Here is a 17731-nt window from a genome sequence, read left to right as displayed (position 1 = left end):
CCTCCTTCCCGATGAGCGGCCTATTTTTGACAGGATGGGCAAAAGTGCGTTCCACGTCCGCCTACCACAATCTTAACAATCTCTGTGGAGCAACTCGGACATGTCTCTCCTTTTTTTCCGTAAACCTTTAATACTTGTTGAAACATCCCCATTTCACCTTGTCCGTTTACATAGGATTTAATGGAGCTTCCCCCAGCATCAATTGCTTCTTGCAGGGTCTGTACAATACTTTTATGCAAATTCTCTATTTGATCATTAGTCAATGTATTAGCTGTCCGCTCTGGATGTATATTAGCCCGGAAAAGAGCCTCGTCCACATAAATATTCCCCAAGCCCACCATAAATTCCTGATTTAATAACAACGGTTTGATTTTAGTGGTCTTGCTTTTTAACATACTCGTCAGCAAGGTAGACGTAAATGTTTCATCTAAAGGTTCTGGCCCCAGCTTTTTCAGTGGCTCCACATCCTGCTCCTTGCCCAATGGAATAATATCCATGGTACCAAACTGACGAACATCTCGATAGCGTAGTTCCGTTCCATCCGTGAAATGAAAGATCACGTGCGTGTGCTTCTCTATCTCTTCAGAAGATTGGTAGACTCCATATCTTCCTTCCATGCGTAGATGGGAAATTAATACATCCTGATCGAGAATAAATTTAATAAATTTTGCTCGTCGTTCAACGGCATGAATGGTTTGTCCCACCAAAACAGCTTTGAATTGCTCCACATCGGCAGGACGACGGATAATCCGTGGTAATAATACACTTACCCGTTCAATCGTCTTGTCCAGCACCAGTGTTCTCAGCGTGCGAACGACGGTTTCCACCTCTGGTAATTCTGGCATCAGATGTCCCTCCTATTTGGCGTCATACCAGGTCTCCCCATAATTTACATCCACTTTAAGTGGAACATCCAGTTGAAGAGCGCCTTCCATCACGTCGGCCACCAATTTTTGCATTGTTTCTAACTCATCTTCTGGAACCTCAAAAACTAATTCATCGTGTACCTGAAGAAGCATGCGACTTTTTAGCCGACTCTCTGCCAAGGCCTCTTGCATCCGAATCATCGCCAGCTTAATTATATCGGCAGCGGTTCCTTGAATCGGGGTATTCATAGCGGTACGCTCTGCAAAGGAACGCAGATTAAAGTTTTTGCTAGCAATATCCGGTAGATAACGACGGCGGTGCAGTAAAGTCGTTACATAGCCATCTTTCTTTGCCTGATGCTTAATATCTTCCATGTAATTCTGAACGCCTGCAAAAACATCAAAATAGCGGGCTATAAATTCAGCCGCTTCCTTGCGCGTTATATTTAAGTTCTGAGAGAGGCCAAAGTCACTAATTCCGTAAACAATTCCAAAGTTAACAGCCTTTGCTTGACGACGCATCAAGGAAGTTACTTCGTCTTCACTCACTCCAAAAACATCCATCGCTGTCCGTGTGTGAATGTCCATATCGTTGACGAAAGCGTCAATCAGGTTTGCGTCCTTCGAAATATGTGCCAAAATTCTTAGCTCGATCTGCGAATAATCGGCGGCGAGGATATAACAGTTTTCGTTTGTTGGAACAAAAGCTTTTCTGATTTTACGCCCCTCTTCCAAACGAATCGGGATGTTTTGCAGATTAGGCTCAGTGCTACTAAGTCGTCCAGTCGCAGTGGTAGCCTGATTAAAGCGCGTATGCACTCTACCTGTTTTGCCATGAATCTCTTTAAGTAACCCTTCAATATAGGTAGAACGTAGCTTACCTAATTGACGGTAAGTAAGAATATCAATAACGATTGGGTACTTTTGCGCCAGCTTCTCTAGCACATCTGCGCTGGTAGAATAACCTGTCTTGGTTTTCTTCTCAGGTGGAATCCCCATTCGTTCAAACAAAATTTCACCTAATTGCTTCGGTGAATTGATGTTAAACGTTGTACCTGCTTGCTCATAAATTTTCTCAGTCAAAATCTCCAGCTGTTTGTCTAGCTCTTCGCCCATCTGATACAACTGCTCCTGATTAACCAAAACCCCGACTTCTTCCATATCAGCTAGCACGAGACTAAGAGGCTGTTCAATATTTGTGTAAAGCTCTGTTAATTGGTTAGTCGTCAGCTCTTCTCTTGCTTGAAGAACACTTTGCCATAAAGCCGACGCCTTACGTGCTACGTGTTCACTAATGAGCTCCATGGACGGTAGGCTTCGCTTTGCCCCTTTGCCGTAGATATCATCATCGGAAGCTACTTTGACAGACGAGAACTTGGCAGTGGCATCTGACAGTGTAGGATTGCTCTCACTTGCATTAATCAAATAGGAAGCGAGGAATAAATCAAAATCAATCCCCTTTAAATCCAATTCATGCCAGCAAAGACCAACCGTTTCACGTTTCCCATCAAAGACCCATTTCTGTTTGGAAGTATCTTGCAACCATTCCGTAAAGGCTGTCCAATTTTTGGCGGTTTCATATGGTACAAACAAAGCTTGCTCTTCTGTAGCTAAACCAAAACCAACAATGGGGGCATAATGATAGTTCTCCCCGTCCATCTCTACTACCAAGCTCATTGGAGAGGTCAACAGAGGCTCATAATCGGCCAGCTTGCCTTCTTCTACCATGGTATAAGTGAATGACTTATCTGATTGAGAAGTGCCCTTAGAAGAACCTTCAGAAGCTTCAGCGCTGCTTTCCCCTTGTCCATAACTATCAGCAACACTACTAGCACCTTTTACTTTAGAAAGTAGCGATTTAAATTCCATCTTTTTGAAGAACTCAATTAGCTGGTCAGGCTCGTATCCCGTGTATTCGGAATCTGTAATACTTATGGTTACCGGAGTATCTCGCATAATGGTTGCAAGTGATTTACTCATCTTTGCTTGCTCCACATTGTTACGTAGATTTTCCTGTAATTTTTTACCAGACAACTGATCGATGTTAGCTAGCACCTCTTCAACAGAACCATATTGATGCAATAGTTTAAGAGCCGTCTTCTCTCCTACCCCTGGAACACCTGGAATATTATCGGAACTATCGCCCATCAACCCTTTCAAGTCAATGATCTGTTCGGGCTTCAATCCATATTTCTCAAAAATTTCTTCCGTAGAATACAGCTCGATTTCACTTATACCTTTTCTCGTAATGGCTGTAGATACGTGTGAGGACACCAGTTGAAGCATATCTTTATCCCCGGTAATTACAGTCGTTTTCATTTGTTCATTTTCCGCACGTAATGTTAGCGTTCCAATAATATCGTCAGCTTCATAGCCTTCCAATTCAAATCTTTTTATCGAAAACGCGTCTAACAACTCGCGAATTAATGGAAATTGCTCGGATAGTTCAGAAGGAGTCTTAGCGCGTCCTCCCTTGTACTCTGTATATTCAGAGTGGCGAAACACCACTTTACCTGCATCAAAAGCAACTAAAATATGAGTCGGTTTCATTTCATCTATTACTTTTAGCAACATGGTCGTAAAACCAAGCACAGCATTCGTGTGTAGTCCTTGTGAGGTGGACAGCAACGGCAACGCATAAAAGGCACGGTTGGCGATACTATTCCCATCAATCAGCACAAAATGGCTCATGTACGTCCGACCCCTTTCTGTTAATTCATTACCTTTCATCTTACCACAGGTGGACCTAAAAGAAAAAAGGAAACTGGGCAATAGCCTAACAGAGAAAATCCGTTACTTGCCAGCTTTTCCACATAGTTGTGAGTTCGTCTGTACTCTTGTAAAATAAGAACAGACTAATTATGGTCTGACCACTGATTACGCCTTGTTTTTTTGCATTTTTCCAATAACTATTACTGTCATAACTGAGAGGATATTGCCATCATGGAGAGACCTATCATACCGCCTTATTTTGCCTTATTTTTAGCTGTTCTAGCCATTTCCACTTCTGCTATCTTTGTTAAACTATCATCAGCTCCAGCACCGGTCATTGCTACCTATCGGCTGTTATTTTCCGTTATATTAACCGTCCCTTTTATGTTCATGACCAAAGGAGCTTGGCGAGAAATCATTCAATTAACCAGCAAACAGTGGATATTAAGTATTCTATCTGGGGGGTTTCTAGCGGCTCATTTCCTACTCTGGTTTGATTCGCTTAACTATACCTCCATCGCTAGTTCTACAGTGCTTGTCACGTTACAACCGTTATTTGCTTTTATTGGTGGATATTACCTATTCAAGGAACGCTTGAGTAAAATGGCTATATCTGGCGGCCTTTTTGCCATTATGGGTAGCTTCGTAATTGGTTGGGGAGATTTTCGTGTAGGGGGATTGGCTCTATACGGAGATTTGTTGGCATTACTTGCAGCTTTTGTAGTGACGTTATACTGGCTCATCGGGCAGTATCTTCGCAGTGGTATTTCATCAACCGTGTATAGCTTCGTTGTCTATTTCATTAGTACTGTCTTTTTACTTGGTCACAGTTTATTTTATGGACATCCACTCACAGGATATCAGCTCGCGGACTGGGGCTGGTTTATCTGTTTAGCTTTCTTCCCTACCTTGCTTGGTCACTCTATATTGAACTGGGTCATCAAATGGTTAAACACAACCACAGTTTCCGTAGGGATTCTTTTTGAACCGATTGGTACTTGCATCCTTGCTTATTTCATTTTCGGTGATATCGTCACCTTGCCTCAATGGATTGGTGGCTTCATTATTCTGTTCGGGATTTTCCTTTTTATCCGCTTTAATAAGTCAAAGGAGGAACTAGATCAAAATGAAACGACGTAGTTTTATTAAAGGAATGGGTGAATATATAGCAAAGCTTCCTAGATGGGGAAAAGTGATCTGGACGATCGTGCTTGGATATATGGTTGCTCGGGTGATTCATTTCCTATTATAAGTATAAGCAAAAATCCCTTGTTCTTCCGACAAGGGATTTTTGTTTTTGTTTAATGAATATCTTTTTTAGTAAAATTTCCGCCTGTTACATCAGATACATGCTCAATGGCTATGAAAGCATTATTATCAATCTCGTGAATGATGGCTCGAAGCTTAGCCACCTCCAGACGCGTAACAACACAATAGATCATTTGGGTCTTTTCCTTACTATATCCACCTCGTGCGTAGATATAAGTCGTACTGCGACCCAAACGAGCATTGATTGCCTCAGAGATTTCTTCGTATTCTTTCGAAATAATCGTCACTGATTTGGATTCATTTAAACCCTCTACGACGATATCAATCAGTTTGAATGCTATATAATAGGTAAAAATAGAATACATGGCGGAATCCCATTCAAACACAAAACCAGCCATGATAAAAATAAACACGTTGATAAACATGATAAGCTGACCAACAGGGATTTTTGTTTTTTTGGAAAGCAGAATTGCAACGATTTCTGTTCCATCTAATGTACCCCCAAAACGGATGACCAGACCTACACCCACCCCGAGAATAACCCCACCAAACATTACAGCGAGCATTTTTTCATTCGTAAATGCGGGTACATGATGGAGCATGGCAGTCGTTACAGACATAACCGCGATTCCATACAAAGTAGAAATAGCAAAGGTTTTACCAATCTGCTTAAATCCCACAATCAAAAACGGTAAGTTGAAGAAGAAAAGAAATAGTCCCAACGGTAAATTAGTGATGGAAGACATCATAATGGATATCCCGGCAATTCCTCCGTCGATCACTTTGTTAGGAACAAGGAAAAGCTCCAGTGACACACCCATCATAATAGCTCCGATGGTAATAAAGATAAACTTTAGTAAAAACGAAGATAGGGTCGTTTTTTTGTGTTGCTTAGGCATATATTTTCCGCCACTCCCTCTTACTTTTGTATCGTCTCTAGTAGAAACCTACTAATAATGATAGAAATATTTTTAGTTCATTGCAACTTTTTTCAACTATTTTTTATACTTTGTTTATATCTAACCAACTAATATGGGAGTAAATTCTTTTTAAAAAAATCAGTCAAAAAAGAAGTTTACTCAGCTTCATTATGTTTTTTTATGTGTAACTTACTACTTTCATTGTCTGTCTGTTGGTCTGTTTCTTCCGGTAGTCGCTTACGAACAGTCGGTACCTCACGCGGGTCATAATCTAGATCAGAAAAAGAAAATATTCGAACAACCATCATGCCATGCATAGCTCTTGATCGTATAAGGATGGGATATGCGTAGCGATTTTGAAAGCGAAAATCAGGACCATACCAACTCACTGTCGCATCTCTGCCTGGAGGCACATAAGCCACATTACGGCTATGAGCATAGCGCTGTATAATTTTTAGCCCTGACTTGTCAACTGCATTATATAAAGTAGAAGAAACCTGACAAATTCCTCCACCAATTCCTTCTGATAATTCTCCGCGAACGATAACGGGAGCAGGTAAATACCCTTTCCCTTTTGATCTTTCTCCTACTATTTGGTTAAAGGAGAATATTTCACCGGGAAACACCACTACATTGTCGATGGCTCTGCTAGAGAGGGCAATGTTATTAGCTCGATTCTTATTATGAGAATTAAAATAAGTGACATAAGCTCCAATCTGTTTTTGCGAAACTTCTTTCAATAATGAAGTATCGACTTTAGGTAGGACAAGATGAGTAGGAATTTGCAATTGCGATTGCTCATTCGTATAAAAATAAGAAATAAATGATTCCATAAATGCTTGACGATCTAAACGCTGCCCACGTTTTTCAGGAATGATTTTCCCACGTTCATCCCACCTAGCATTCACTGGGGAACGATACACTTGTCTCTCTAGCCTTACCATATAAGCATCTAATTTAGCTATATCCAAGATCGAAAACTGTGTAAACGGTAAAATAAATGCTTTGCGGTCTATAGACACGATATCTTCATTCATATTTTGAACAACCGGTACGCTTCCTTGCAATTGTAAGATCACCATAAAGCCTGCCATCCAACTAATCACAGATTCCTTCACCTCCCTTTTTTAGTATGAACAAGAGGTGGTTATTTCACTCGATGGCAGGTGAGCAGGAAATCTTTTCAATCAAAAATAGAGTGCTACAACTGTTATCAGTCCGCACTCTATTTTTAGTTTCCTCTTTTTATGAGATTGGATTATCCAGTGGTAATGTAACAGAAAACACAGAGCCAACACCCTCATTACTGCTTACTGTAATTGATCCGTGTAAAGACTCACATATGTGCTTTACGATAGCTAAACCTAAACCAGTTCCACCTGAGTCACGTGACCGAGCTCTATCTACGCGATAAAACCGCTCAAAAATACGTCCAAGATCATCTTCTGGAATTCCTATACCCGTATCGGCCACATCTAGGTACAAATTATTCTCATCTTTCTTCAGTTCAATCGTAATTTGACCACCCTCTGGCGTATATGCAATCGCATTGGCCATTAAGTTAAGTAAAATCTGTTGAAAGCAATCTTTATCCGCCCTTAGCATAATTCCTTTGTCAGAAGGTAAAATGAGGCGTAACTCTTTTCGTTGTAATTGTTCCCGAAGCAGGACAGCTGTTTCTTGTATAAGCGGGTGCACCTCTACTTCAGTATACGTAAGCGTTATCCGTTTCTGCTCAATTTTGGATAAATCAAGAATGTCACTAATTAACCGGAAAAGACGCTCACTTTCATCATAAATAATTTGCAAAAAATGCCTGCTAATTTCCTCATCTTTAAGTGCTCCATCTAATAAAGTCTCCGTGAAGCCCTTAATAGAAGTGATAGGTGTACGTAATTCATGTGAAACATTGGCAACAAAATCACTACGCATCTTTTCCAATCGGCGAATATCTGTAATGTCATTTAACACAGCCAAGACGCCTTTGATTTCTCCACGGTAGTTCACATAAGGTGAAAAATCAGCATAGATAATGCGCTCTGTTGGATAAAAAATATGGATCTCGTCACGCCTCTGTTCTCCAGTGCGCATTACGTGATCAATATGCTTGCTAAATCCGTAATTATGCCCTGCTTCAAAATGTAATTTTCCTACCAATTCGGAACTCGGAATATTCAACATTTTTTCGACTGCATTGTTAATAAGCTCGATTCGTCTGTTCTCTGAAATTAAAATCACGCCACTCGGCATCGTCGCTAACACTCCTGTTAGACGTTGCTGATTCTCCGATATCTGATACATCTGTTGTTCTAAACTAGACGCCATGAAATTAATCGCAGTTGCCAATTGACCTAATTCATCCCGTGGTTTAATTTTGACGCGACTCTCGTATTGACGTTGCGTAATATTTCTTGCTACACGGATAATCTCCTCGATTGGTTTCGTAATGCCATGAGAAATACGCGAACTGACAATGCTACCGATAATTAGAGTAATTACAAGCCCCATGACCAAACTAAACCACATCTGATGAACAGATTGAGTAATGGTCTCCATTGACATCGCTGAGCGAACAGCTCCAACAACCTGCCCTGTGCCATTGTCTTTTAGCGGTACAGCCACATAGATCATCTGTTGGTGTAACGTATCACTTTCCCGATGTGCGATTCCAACTTGCCCATGAAGGGCTGCTTCGATCTCTGGTCGATGTGCATGATTTTTCAGCGTCTGGTCCACACCTGCCGTATCAGCCATTACAATTCCCAAGGGATCAACAACGGTAATACGTACCTCCATAGATTCAGTAAAATGCTTAATTTGAGCTTCCAAACGTTCATGCTGAGTTAATATTTTGGGATCAATGATCGTTTCCGAGATAAATAAGGCTTCTTTTCGCAAAAGATCATACTGCATCTGAAGATAGGATTGTTCCATGACTTTCCCAATAAAAATTCCAATAACAATAAGGACAAGTGAAATTAAACTTAATATGGTAAAGGTAAGCTTGAGGCGAAATCGATTCACTGTAACCTCCCTGGCCTAGCCTTCTAATTTATAGCCGAGTCCACGCACTGTTTTAATATAACGTGGGTTCTTAGTGTCATGCTCCAGCTTTTCACGCAAATGGCTAACATGTACATCTACAATGCGAGAATCACCTACAAAATCGTAATTCCATACCGCATTAAGCAATTGGTCACGCGTTAATACGCGGCCAACGTTACTAGCTAGATATTGAAGCAATTCAAATTCTTTAGGTGTCAATTCCACCCTTTCATCACGTAGGAATACTTCATATTTTTCTGGATAGATAATGATTTCTCCAAATGAGTACTGACGCTCTTCCTCTTTTTCCTGATCTGGTTCTGGCTTAGCATTAAAACGGCGAAGAATAGCTTTTACCCGAGCAACAACTTCTCTAGGGCTAAAGGGCTTTGTGATATAATCATCTGCCCCCAATTCAAGTCCTAAAATTTTGTCCAGCTCATCTTCTTTTGCCGTCAAGATAAGGATAGGTGTATTGATTCGTTCTTGACGAAGTGTTTTGCAGACATCTAGACCATCCATATATGGAAGCATTAAGTCTAAAATGATGAAATCTGGCTTCTCTTCACGTGCCATCGTTAACGCCTGTCTACCGTCAAAAGCGGTAATAACCTCATAGCCCGCCTTTTCCAAATTAAATTGAATCAATTTAGAAATAGATACCTCATCTTCAACTACCAATATCTTCGTCACTTATGCTTCCCCCTACACGTAAGTCTCAACTTTTCTCTCATATATAGTATTCCCTTTATGTTCTCAATTCTAGGCTTGTAATCTCAGTCTGACAGATGACATTTAGTGGTGCAAGTTATTTTCTTGTAAAGATTAGGTTTCCTTACTGAAAGGATTAATGGATGGCTTAGTGGTGGGGATGAAGAGAGCCGTTACAAACAAAAAAGGAGAGCAACGATGGCTCTCCTTTTTGTCTATTTTTTCTATTGAAGAACTTTCATGACATTACGTACAGCATCAGCAGATTTTTCCAAAGCCGCTTTTTCATCTTCTGTCAGTTCTAGTTCATAGATTTTTTCAATACCATTTTTACCTAGCAAAGTTGGTACGCCTAAGTATAGATCTTGGTAGCCATACTCGCCTTGCAATAGAGTGATGGATGGAAGAATACGTTTTTTGTCTTTCAAGATTGCTTCTGCCATTTGTACTAAAGAAGCAGCTGGTGCATAGTATGCGGAACCATTGCCTAGCAAGCTTACGATTTCACCGCCGCCTTTGCGTGTACGTTCCACAATTGCATCCAGACGATCTTTTGGAATTAATGTTTCTAGTGGAATACCACCAGCATAGGAGTAACGAACAAGTGGAACCATGTCGTCACCGTGTCCACCCAATACGAAGCCTGTTACGTCTTCTACGGACACGTTCAATTCTTCTGCAACGAATGTACGGAAACGAGCTGTATCTAGGACACCTGATTGACCAATAACGCGCTCTTTTGGGAACCCGGATGCTTTGAAGAATGTGTATGTCATTGCATCAACAGGGTTAGACAACACGATGATCGTTGAGTTTGGTGCATAGATTTTTACGTTTTCTGCTACCGATTTCATGATGCCAGCATTGGTGTTTACCAAATCATCACGAGACATACCTGGTTTACGAGCAATACCTGCAGTGATGATAACCATATCAGCATCTTGGATGTCAGCATAGTTAGAAGTACCTGTGATTTTTGAATCAAAGCCTAGCACAGGGGAAGATTCCATCATGTCTAAAGCTTTCCCTTTTGTTGGATTCTCTAATTGAGGGATATCAACAAGAACAACATCACCCAATTCTTTTTGAGCTAGGATAAAAGCTGTTGTTGCACCTGTGAAACCACTACCGATGACTGCGATTTTTTTGCGTTGGAAAGACATGTAATAGACCTCCTCAAGTTTATAATTCCTATAAATTTTTAATTAATGCATCTGCGAATTCAGATGTTTTTAATTCATTAGCGCCTTCCATCAAACGGGCAAAATCATACGTAACTTCTTTAGATGCAATGGTTTTTTCCATTGCTGTAATCAACAATTCAGCTGCTTCATTCCAGCCTAGATGACGAAGCATCATTTCACCAGACAAGATCACTGAAGATGGATTCACTTTATCTAGACCTGCATATTTTGGAGCTGTACCATGCGTTGCTTCAAAAATTGCATGACCAGTCAAATAGTTGATATTAGCACCTGGAGCGATACCAATACCACCAACTTGCGCAGCCAGTGCGTCAGAAATGTAATCGCCGTTTAAGTTAAGTGTAGCTACTACATCATATTCTGCCGGACGAGTCAGGATTTGTTGCAAGAATGCATCAGCAATAACATCTTTAACGATCAACTTGCCTGCTGCTTCTGCTTCTTTTTGAGCTTGATCAGCATCTTTACCTTCTGCTTTTAAGCGGTCGTACTGCGCCCATGTAAATACTCTATCACCATATTCCGCTTCAGCAACTGCATAACCCCAGCTTTTGAATGCGCCTTCAGTAAATTTCATGATATTACCTTTATGAACAAGTGTTAGAGATTTACGGTTGTTTTCTAAAGCATAGTCAAGTGCAGCGCGAACCAAACGCTCTGTACCATCTTTTGAAACAGGCTTAATACCGATACCAGAAGTTTCTGGGAAACGGATTTTCTTAACGCCCATTTCACCTTGTAGGAATTGAATCACTTTTTTCACTTCATCGGAACCCTCTGCCCATTCTACACCAGCATAAATGTCTTCGGTATTTTCACGGAAGATCACCATGTCAGTAAGCTCCGGATGTTTAACAGGAGACGGTACTCCATCGAAGTATTGAACAGGGCGTACGCACGCGTACAAATCAAGTTCTTGACGTAGTGCTACGTTAATTGATCGAATTCCACCTCCAACTGGAGTTGTCAAAGGTCCTTTAATTGCGATCAGATATTCACGAATTGCTGTTAATGTATCTTCAGGCAACCACTCACCATATTGATTGAAAGCTTTTTCACCAGCAAATACTTCAAACCACGCGATTTTTTTCTCGCCTTTATATGCTTTATCCACTACTGCATCTAAAACGCGTACAGACGCATTCCAAATATCAGGTCCAGTTCCGTCCCCTTCGATAAAAGGAATAATTGGATTGTTAGGTACGATCATTTTGCCATTGTCTACGGTGATTTTTTCTCCATGTGTTGGTGCAGAAAGATTTTTAAACAAAGGAACCCCTCCATGTTTTTATAATCTGATCTTTTTTTATAATACCATGAAAATACTGCCAAAGGACATGCCTAGAACCGCCAATCAAAAACGATTGGCAGTTCCAGAATTTTCATTGTCTGTCAACTATCTTTGATCCATCGGAATAAAATGCTGATTTACTGGCCCAATATAGTCTGCACGAGGGCGAATTAAGCGATTGTTCTCATATTGTTCCATGATGTGAGCTGTCCAGCCTGACATACGACTGATCGCGAAAATAGGAGTGAATAGGTCGATATCAAGACCAAGGGATACGTAAACGGAAGCAGAATAGAAGTCTACGTTTGGTTTCAATCCTTTTTCACCTGTAACCATCTCTTCAATCTTCACTGACATTTCGTACAATTCCGGCTTGCCTTGTTGTTCAGTCAATTCTTTAGACATTTGACGTAACCATTTTGCACGAGGATCGCCATCTTTGTATACACGATGACCAAAGCCCATGATTTTTTCCTTGTTGTCCAATGCCTGACGGATAAAAGGAACGACTTCTTTTACAGAACCGATCTTCTTCAGCATGGTAGCAACAGCTTCGTTGGCGCCTCCGTGTAATGGACCCTTCAAGGTTCCGATCGCTGAAACCACGCCAGAATAAATGTCTGTCAAGGTAGCAACTGTGACACGTGCTGCAAATGTAGAAGCATTAAATTCATGGTCAGCATGTAGAATTAATGCTGTATCAAATGCTTTCACTGCCGTATCAGATGGTTCTTCCCCGTTAAGCATGTACAAAAAATTTTTCGCAAGGGAATACTCAACTCTCGGTGCAACCGGTTCCAGCCCTTTGCGAAGACGTGCATAAGCAGCAACAATAGTGGGCGTCTGAGCAGTTAGTCGGATAGACTTACGATAGTTTGCTTCCTTTGACATTTCCTGTGCCTCTTTGTCGTAGAGCGCTAGCGAAGAGACAGCTGTGCGCAATACCGCCATAGAGTGAACGCCTTCTGGAAAGTTACGAATGCTCTCAATAAGTTCTTGAGGGATTTGGGCGCTTGCTCCTAGTTCCTTTTGGAAGGCTTCCAGCTGATCGCGCTTCGGTAGGGCTCCATGCCAAAGTAGATACACCACTTCTTCAAAGGTAGCGTTTTCAGCTAACTCGTCAACATTAATACCTCTGTAGCACAATACGCCATCAATGATTGAACAGACTGCCGATTGAGCAGCAACAACACCTTCTAAACCTTTAGTAGCTGTCATATGCGTCTCTCCTTTTCTGTATAGGTTAATTGCTATTCTTCTTGATAAATCTTCTCCCCCCTATACTCTTTTGCGAAAAAAGAGAAAAAAATGAATTTTCTTTTTGCATAAAGTAAAAGGCAGGAAAGTAAGACATAAGATATATAACGGGTAAACTAGAAAAGAAAGAGTAAAACAACATTTCGACACAATTATAAAAGATATTGACGATTTTGTGAATGATAAAAATGCAAACAGCTATACTTTAGGGTCAAAATGTCTTAAAACTTGCGTAAAATGCCCCTTTTCCTGCATAATAAATACCAGACAGAAAAATCGACAGTTATTAGAATTGATAGATCAGGAGGGAACTACACTGACCCCAGACACTTGGCTAACGCGCCTTTTTCAAGGCATTCGTTTTTTATGGGTGATTCTTTGCATCGTTGCCTTGTATTTTGCAGTCATAAAGATCACTCCTCTTATTTACCCATTTCTAATCTCTTTAATCATTGCACTCATGGTAAACCGTCCCGTCAATAATTTAACTGAACGGCTTCGGTTTCCCCGCTGGCTCTCCGTAACCGTAGTGTTGTTACTACTGCTACTTATTGTCACTGGGGTCATTACATTGGTGATTAATACGACCGTAAACGAAATCGGAAATTTGGTCAAGTTATTACCACATCTTTCTAGGGAATTCACTGGATATATCCAAAATTTTTTAGCTCATGATTTTATATCCGGCTTATATCAACGTTTCCAGTTTTTCTATACACAATTGGATTTAAACTCCCAGACCACCATTGATTCCAACTTGAAAGAAGCACTACATACGATTAGTAATAGTTTCCAAACTATTATTGTTGGTGCTTTATCTGGCATTAATGCCTTCCTGTTGTCACTGCCAAGCTTGGGTACAGTTTTTGTCATCTCTTTGTTAGGTGCATTTTTCTTGAGTAAGGATTTTTATTTGTGGAAATCACGGATGCTCCGGATTTTACCAACAGGTGTTAACCATCGAATGGATCAAATCATACTTGATTTACGTACTGCATTGGTTGGTTTTTTAAAAGCACAGATCACCCTCATCTCGATTACGGCAGCCATTGTTATTGTTGGCCTTTTAGTCTTACGAGTGGAGTATGCTATCACCATAGGTTTATTAACCGGTTTAGTTGATCTACTGCCTTATTTGGGCACAGGTACTGTATTTGTCCCATGGATCATCTTCCTGTTCTTTAAGGGGCAATATGGGCTTGTAGTAGGTCTTTCCATTTTGTATGGCATTGTTGTGATCTTCCGTCAAATTATCGAACCAAAGATTGTGGCTGAAAATGTAGGACTAGACCCCTTGCTTACCTTGGTAGCCTTGTTTGCAGGGTTAGAACTGTTCGGCGTGCTAGGTTTAATTATTGGACCAGTCAGTCTAGTGATCATCAATGCTTTAATTAAAGCTAAAATCTTCGAGGATTTATGGATATATGTGGTAAAAGGTAAATAGTGATTGCTTAAAACGTTTAGGGTTGTAATATATCGAAAGGTGCCTTCTGAAATATGGGCTTGGCACCTTTTTCTTATTTTCGGATATTATAGTTACAACTCTTTTTTCTCTCTATCATCCTCGGCTATCCACCCAACCATCCCCGCCTTCTTTCTAAAAAAAGAGGCCTGTCTCCCAAAAGGATGTTGGCCCCTCTCCCACTATCTTCTAAAATGAATAAACCTTATCATTTTCCCTGAAGCAATCATCGACATAATCCATGCTTTTAAGAAATAGCGTAACACCATTCTCGTATATGGAATCAAAAAGATAATCCCAATTACATCTGTGAAAAAACCAGGGAACACAAGCAAAAAACCCCCAAATAAGATAAACAAACCGTCCAGCAGCGCGTCCGTTGGCATTTGTCCACGAGATAGCTGTAGCTGTAATAATTTTAATGTCTGAGTTCCTTGCTTCTTAGCAAGATATGCCCCTACCACTGATGTTAAAATAACCAAAAGGATCGTCCAAAGTCCTCCAATCATTTTCCCTACCACAATAACTCCCCAAATTTCCAAAATCGGTATGATTAAAAAAAACACAAACAAAATACGTAACCACATGGGCATATCACTTCCTCTGCCTAATAATCAAACCAACTATTACTTGAGACATTTTTCATACTCTATTTGTAAACAAGCATACAGTTCTGGAATCACTTTTGAAAGACGAACTGGTTTTATTTGTGGGGTAGTAAAAACATGCTCCGTTTTTCCCGACACCAATAATTTACAGTCGCTTATCCGATAAATCTCATAACCAAAATTCATACGGATAGGGGTAAGATGCTCAATAAACGTACGAACCTCAATTTCGTCGTCATATCGTGCTGGTGAATGAAACGAAAGCGTAGCACCTGTCACAGGTAGCAGGACTCCTCTTTCCTCTACCCCTTTGTATGACATTCCTGCTATTTCTCTAATATATTCAGTTCGTCCAAGTTCAAACCACGTCAAATAGTTTGTATGATACACAATTTGCATTTGATCTGTCTCGCTGTAGCGAACCCGAAGATGATAGGTATGATAAAAAGCTGGATTCATCTATAATAGCCTCCTATCTTTGTAAATCCTTCCCTCATAATAGTAGCACAAAAAGGACTATCGAATAATCTCGATAGCCCTTTTCTTAGGAGAAAATCTATACGTTTGTTACAGAACAGAAGCCATACCTGTGAAGATTTTTCCACGCTCTGAATCAACAGTTACTTCCATACCATCTTTTAAGATAGCAGTAGCATTGTTTACACCGATAATAACTGGTGTATTTAAGTTCAAACCCACAATAGCTGCATGAGAAGTAAGTCCGCCTTCTTCTGTGATAACCGCTGCTGCGCGTTCAAACGCAGGAATCATATCAGAATCTGTACCTAGGCAAACCAAGATGGAGCCTTCTTGTACTTTATCCATTGCTTCTTTTGCTGTACGGGCAACTACAACATTACCTGTTACTACTTTTTGTCCAATGCCTTGGCCTTTTGCAAGTACGTCGCCGATCACATGGATTTTCATTAGGTTCGTTGTACCTGTTTCGCGAACAGGAACACCTGCTGTGATTACAACTAGATCACCATGTTTTACCATACCTGTTGTCAAAGCTTCACGTACAGCGATATCGAACATTTCATCTGTTGTTTCCGCTTGTTTTGTTACAACTGGATACACACCGTACATTAAGGAGAGACGACGAGCAACACCTTGATGTGGAGTTACTGCGATAATTGGCGCTTTTGGACGGTATTTAGAAACTAGACGTGCTGTGTGTCCGCTTTCTGTAGAAGAGATAACAGCTGCTGCATTTAGATCAAGTGCAGATTTTACTACCGCTTGAGAGATCGCGTCTGTTACAGTAACCCGGTTGCAAGATGCGTGAGCCTTCATTACTTCACGATAGTTCAAGCTTTGTTCTGCACGTAGAGCGATGCTGTTCATTGTTTGAACAGATTCTACTGGATATTTACCTGCTGCTGTTTCACCAGACAACATAATAGCATCCGTGCCATCATAAATTGCATTCGCCACGTCACTTGCTTCTGCACGTGTTGGACGAGGGTTACGTTGCATAGAATCCAACATTTGTGTTGCTGTGATAACTGGTTTACCAAGCAAGTTACATTTTTGGATCATCATTTTTTGGCAAACTGGTACTTCTTCAACTGGAATTTCAACACCAAGGTCTCCACGAGCTACCATTAAACCATCAGATACTGCCAAAATTTCATCGATGTTGTCAACGCCTTCTTGGTTTTCAATCTTGGAGATGATGTCGATTTTTGCTCCATGTTTTTCTAGGATTTCACGGATTTCCAATACGTCAGAACCCTTACGTACAAAGGAAGCTGCGATAAAGTCAACGCCTTGCTCGATACCAAATTTGATATCCGCTGCGTCTTTCTCTGTGATACCCGGCAGGTTGATGGAAACGCCAGGAACGTTAACACCTTTTTTACTTTTTAGCGTACCACCGTTTTTGATTTCACAAATGATTTCAGTACCTTCAATTTTTGTAACTTCCAAACCGATCAAGCCATCATCGATTAGGATTTGGCTGCCTATTTTTACATCATTTGCAAGCTCGGGATATGTGATAGATACACGCTCTGCTGTACCAGCCATCTCTGTTGTTGTTAGGGTGAAAGTATTGCCTTCCACTAGCTCAACAGAGTCTACGGACATGCTACCTGTACGAATTTCAGGTCCTTTGGTATCCAAAAGGATAGCTACCAATTTTCCTGTTTCTTTTACTGCTTGACGAATATTTTTGATACGAGCGCCATGCTCTTCAAAATCACCGTGAGAAAAGTTTAAACGGGCTACGTTCATACCCGCGTTGATTAATTTCTTTAGTGTTTCCACCGATTCAGATGCTGGTCCAATAGTACATACGATTTTAGCCTTGCGTAACAAAATAATCCCTCCAAAAATTGCGTAGTAAGTCTTGTATTTATACAAAAGAACAGGGCGTTCATT

14 protein-coding genes are annotated in these 17731 nt (G+C 40.6%); 2 read left to right on the top strand and 12 right to left on the bottom strand.

Annotation, left to right across the window (positions count from 1 at the left end; translation table 11 throughout):
• Positions 1 to 20 precede the first annotated feature (20 nt).
• Positions 21 to 845, bottom strand: a complete 825-nt coding sequence (gene mutM, locus EEL30_10965) for a DNA-formamidopyrimidine glycosylase (protein QDX92781.1) — start codon at positions 843 to 845, stop codon at positions 21 to 23.
• Positions 846 to 857: 12 nt separating this feature from the next.
• Positions 858 to 3557, bottom strand: a complete 2700-nt coding sequence (polA, locus tag EEL30_10960; GenBank protein QDX92780.1) for a DNA polymerase I — start codon at positions 3555 to 3557, stop codon at positions 858 to 860.
• 252 nt (positions 3558 to 3809) lie between these two features.
• On the opposite strand from polA, the gene EEL30_10955 reads away from it, so the two are divergent.
• Entirely contained in the window at positions 3810 to 4718 is a 909-nt protein-coding gene (locus tag EEL30_10955; protein ID QDX92779.1) for a DMT family transporter, read from the top strand.
• 161 nt (positions 4719 to 4879) lie between these two features.
• On the opposite strand, the gene EEL30_10950 is transcribed toward EEL30_10955, so the two are convergent.
• The 7 genes from EEL30_10950 to citZ form a co-directional block, all read right to left on the bottom strand.
• On the bottom strand, positions 4880 to 5746 hold the full coding sequence (locus EEL30_10950) for a YitT family protein (GenBank protein ID QDX92778.1): 867 nt from the start codon (positions 5744 to 5746) through the stop codon (positions 4880 to 4882).
• 176 nt (positions 5747 to 5922) lie between these two features.
• A complete protein-coding gene (locus EEL30_10945; protein ID QDX92777.1) occupies positions 5923 to 6873 on the bottom strand; it encodes a hypothetical protein in 951 nt (316 codons plus the stop codon).
• Positions 6874 to 7012: 139 nt separating this feature from the next.
• Positions 7013 to 8791, bottom strand: a complete 1779-nt coding sequence (locus tag EEL30_10940; GenBank protein ID QDX92776.1) for a HAMP domain-containing histidine kinase — start codon at positions 8789 to 8791, stop codon at positions 7013 to 7015.
• Positions 8792 to 8806: 15 nt separating this feature from the next.
• Complete coding sequence (locus tag EEL30_10935) at positions 8807 to 9505, bottom strand: DNA-binding response regulator (GenBank protein ID QDX92775.1); 699 nt, start codon at positions 9503 to 9505, stop codon at positions 8807 to 8809.
• A gap of 242 nt (positions 9506 to 9747) precedes the next feature.
• On the bottom strand, positions 9748 to 10686 hold the full coding sequence (mdh, locus tag EEL30_10930; protein QDX92774.1) for a malate dehydrogenase: 939 nt from the start codon (positions 10684 to 10686) through the stop codon (positions 9748 to 9750).
• Between the two features lie 28 nt (positions 10687 to 10714).
• Complete coding sequence (locus tag EEL30_10925) at positions 10715 to 11998, bottom strand: NADP-dependent isocitrate dehydrogenase (protein ID QDX92773.1); 1284 nt, start codon at positions 11996 to 11998, stop codon at positions 10715 to 10717.
• 126 nt (positions 11999 to 12124) lie between these two features.
• The gene (gene citZ, locus EEL30_10920) at positions 12125 to 13237 is read right to left on the bottom strand and encodes a citrate synthase (protein ID QDX92772.1); all 1113 of its coding nucleotides are present in this window, start codon (positions 13235 to 13237) and stop codon (positions 12125 to 12127) included.
• Positions 13238 to 13568: 331 nt separating this feature from the next.
• On the opposite strand from citZ, the gene ytvI reads away from it, so the two are divergent.
• On the top strand, positions 13569 to 14720 hold the full coding sequence (gene ytvI / locus EEL30_10915; GenBank protein ID QDX95737.1) for a sporulation integral membrane protein YtvI: 1152 nt from the start codon (positions 13569 to 13571) through the stop codon (positions 14718 to 14720).
• Between the two features lie 200 nt (positions 14721 to 14920).
• Here the strand turns inward: ytvI and fxsA are convergent, their stop codons facing one another.
• From fxsA to pyk, 3 genes are all read right to left on the bottom strand, one after another.
• A complete protein-coding gene (fxsA, locus tag EEL30_10910; protein QDX92771.1) occupies positions 14921 to 15325 on the bottom strand; it encodes a membrane protein FxsA in 405 nt (134 codons plus the stop codon).
• 39 nt (positions 15326 to 15364) lie between these two features.
• Positions 15365 to 15805 (bottom strand): acyl-CoA thioesterase, encoded by a 441-nt coding sequence (locus tag EEL30_10905; GenBank protein ID QDX92770.1) that lies wholly within the window; start codon positions 15803 to 15805, stop codon positions 15365 to 15367.
• Between the two features lie 108 nt (positions 15806 to 15913).
• Positions 15914 to 17668, bottom strand: a complete 1755-nt coding sequence (gene pyk / locus EEL30_10900) for a pyruvate kinase (GenBank protein QDX92769.1) — start codon at positions 17666 to 17668, stop codon at positions 15914 to 15916.
• Positions 17669 to 17731 lie beyond the last annotated feature (63 nt).

This window comes from Brevibacillus laterosporus (assembly GCA_007833815.1).
Lineage (GTDB): Bacteria > Bacillota > Bacilli > Brevibacillales > Brevibacillaceae > Brevibacillus_B > Brevibacillus_B laterosporus_D.
The sequence above is the reverse complement of the archived record's forward strand: the minus strand, read 5'-3'. Positions and strand labels throughout refer to the sequence as shown.

Bases quoted from the DNA above. Each gene is read 5' to 3' on its own strand.
- mutM (QDX92781.1), bottom strand. From the start codon at position 845: ATGCCAGAATTACCAGAGGTGGAAACCGTCGTTCGCACGCTGAGAACA.
- polA (QDX92780.1), bottom strand. From the start codon at position 3,557: ATGAGCCATTTTGTGCTGATTGATGGGAATAGTATCGCCAACCGTGCC.
- EEL30_10955 (QDX92779.1), top strand. From the start codon at position 3,810: ATGGAGAGACCTATCATACCGCCTTATTTTGCCTTATTTTTAGCTGTT.
- EEL30_10950 (QDX92778.1), bottom strand. From the start codon at position 5,746: ATGCCTAAGCAACACAAAAAAACGACCCTATCTTCGTTTTTACTAAAG.
- mdh (QDX92774.1), bottom strand. From the start codon at position 10,686: ATGTCTTTCCAACGCAAAAAAATCGCAGTCATCGGTAGTGGTTTCACA.
- citZ (QDX92772.1), bottom strand. From the start codon at position 13,237: ATGACAGCTACTAAAGGTTTAGAAGGTGTTGTTGCTGCTCAATCGGCA.
- fxsA (QDX92771.1), bottom strand. From the start codon at position 15,325: ATGTGGTTACGTATTTTGTTTGTGTTTTTTTTAATCATACCGATTTTG.
- EEL30_10905 (QDX92770.1), bottom strand. From the start codon at position 15,805: ATGAATCCAGCTTTTTATCATACCTATCATCTTCGGGTTCGCTACAGC.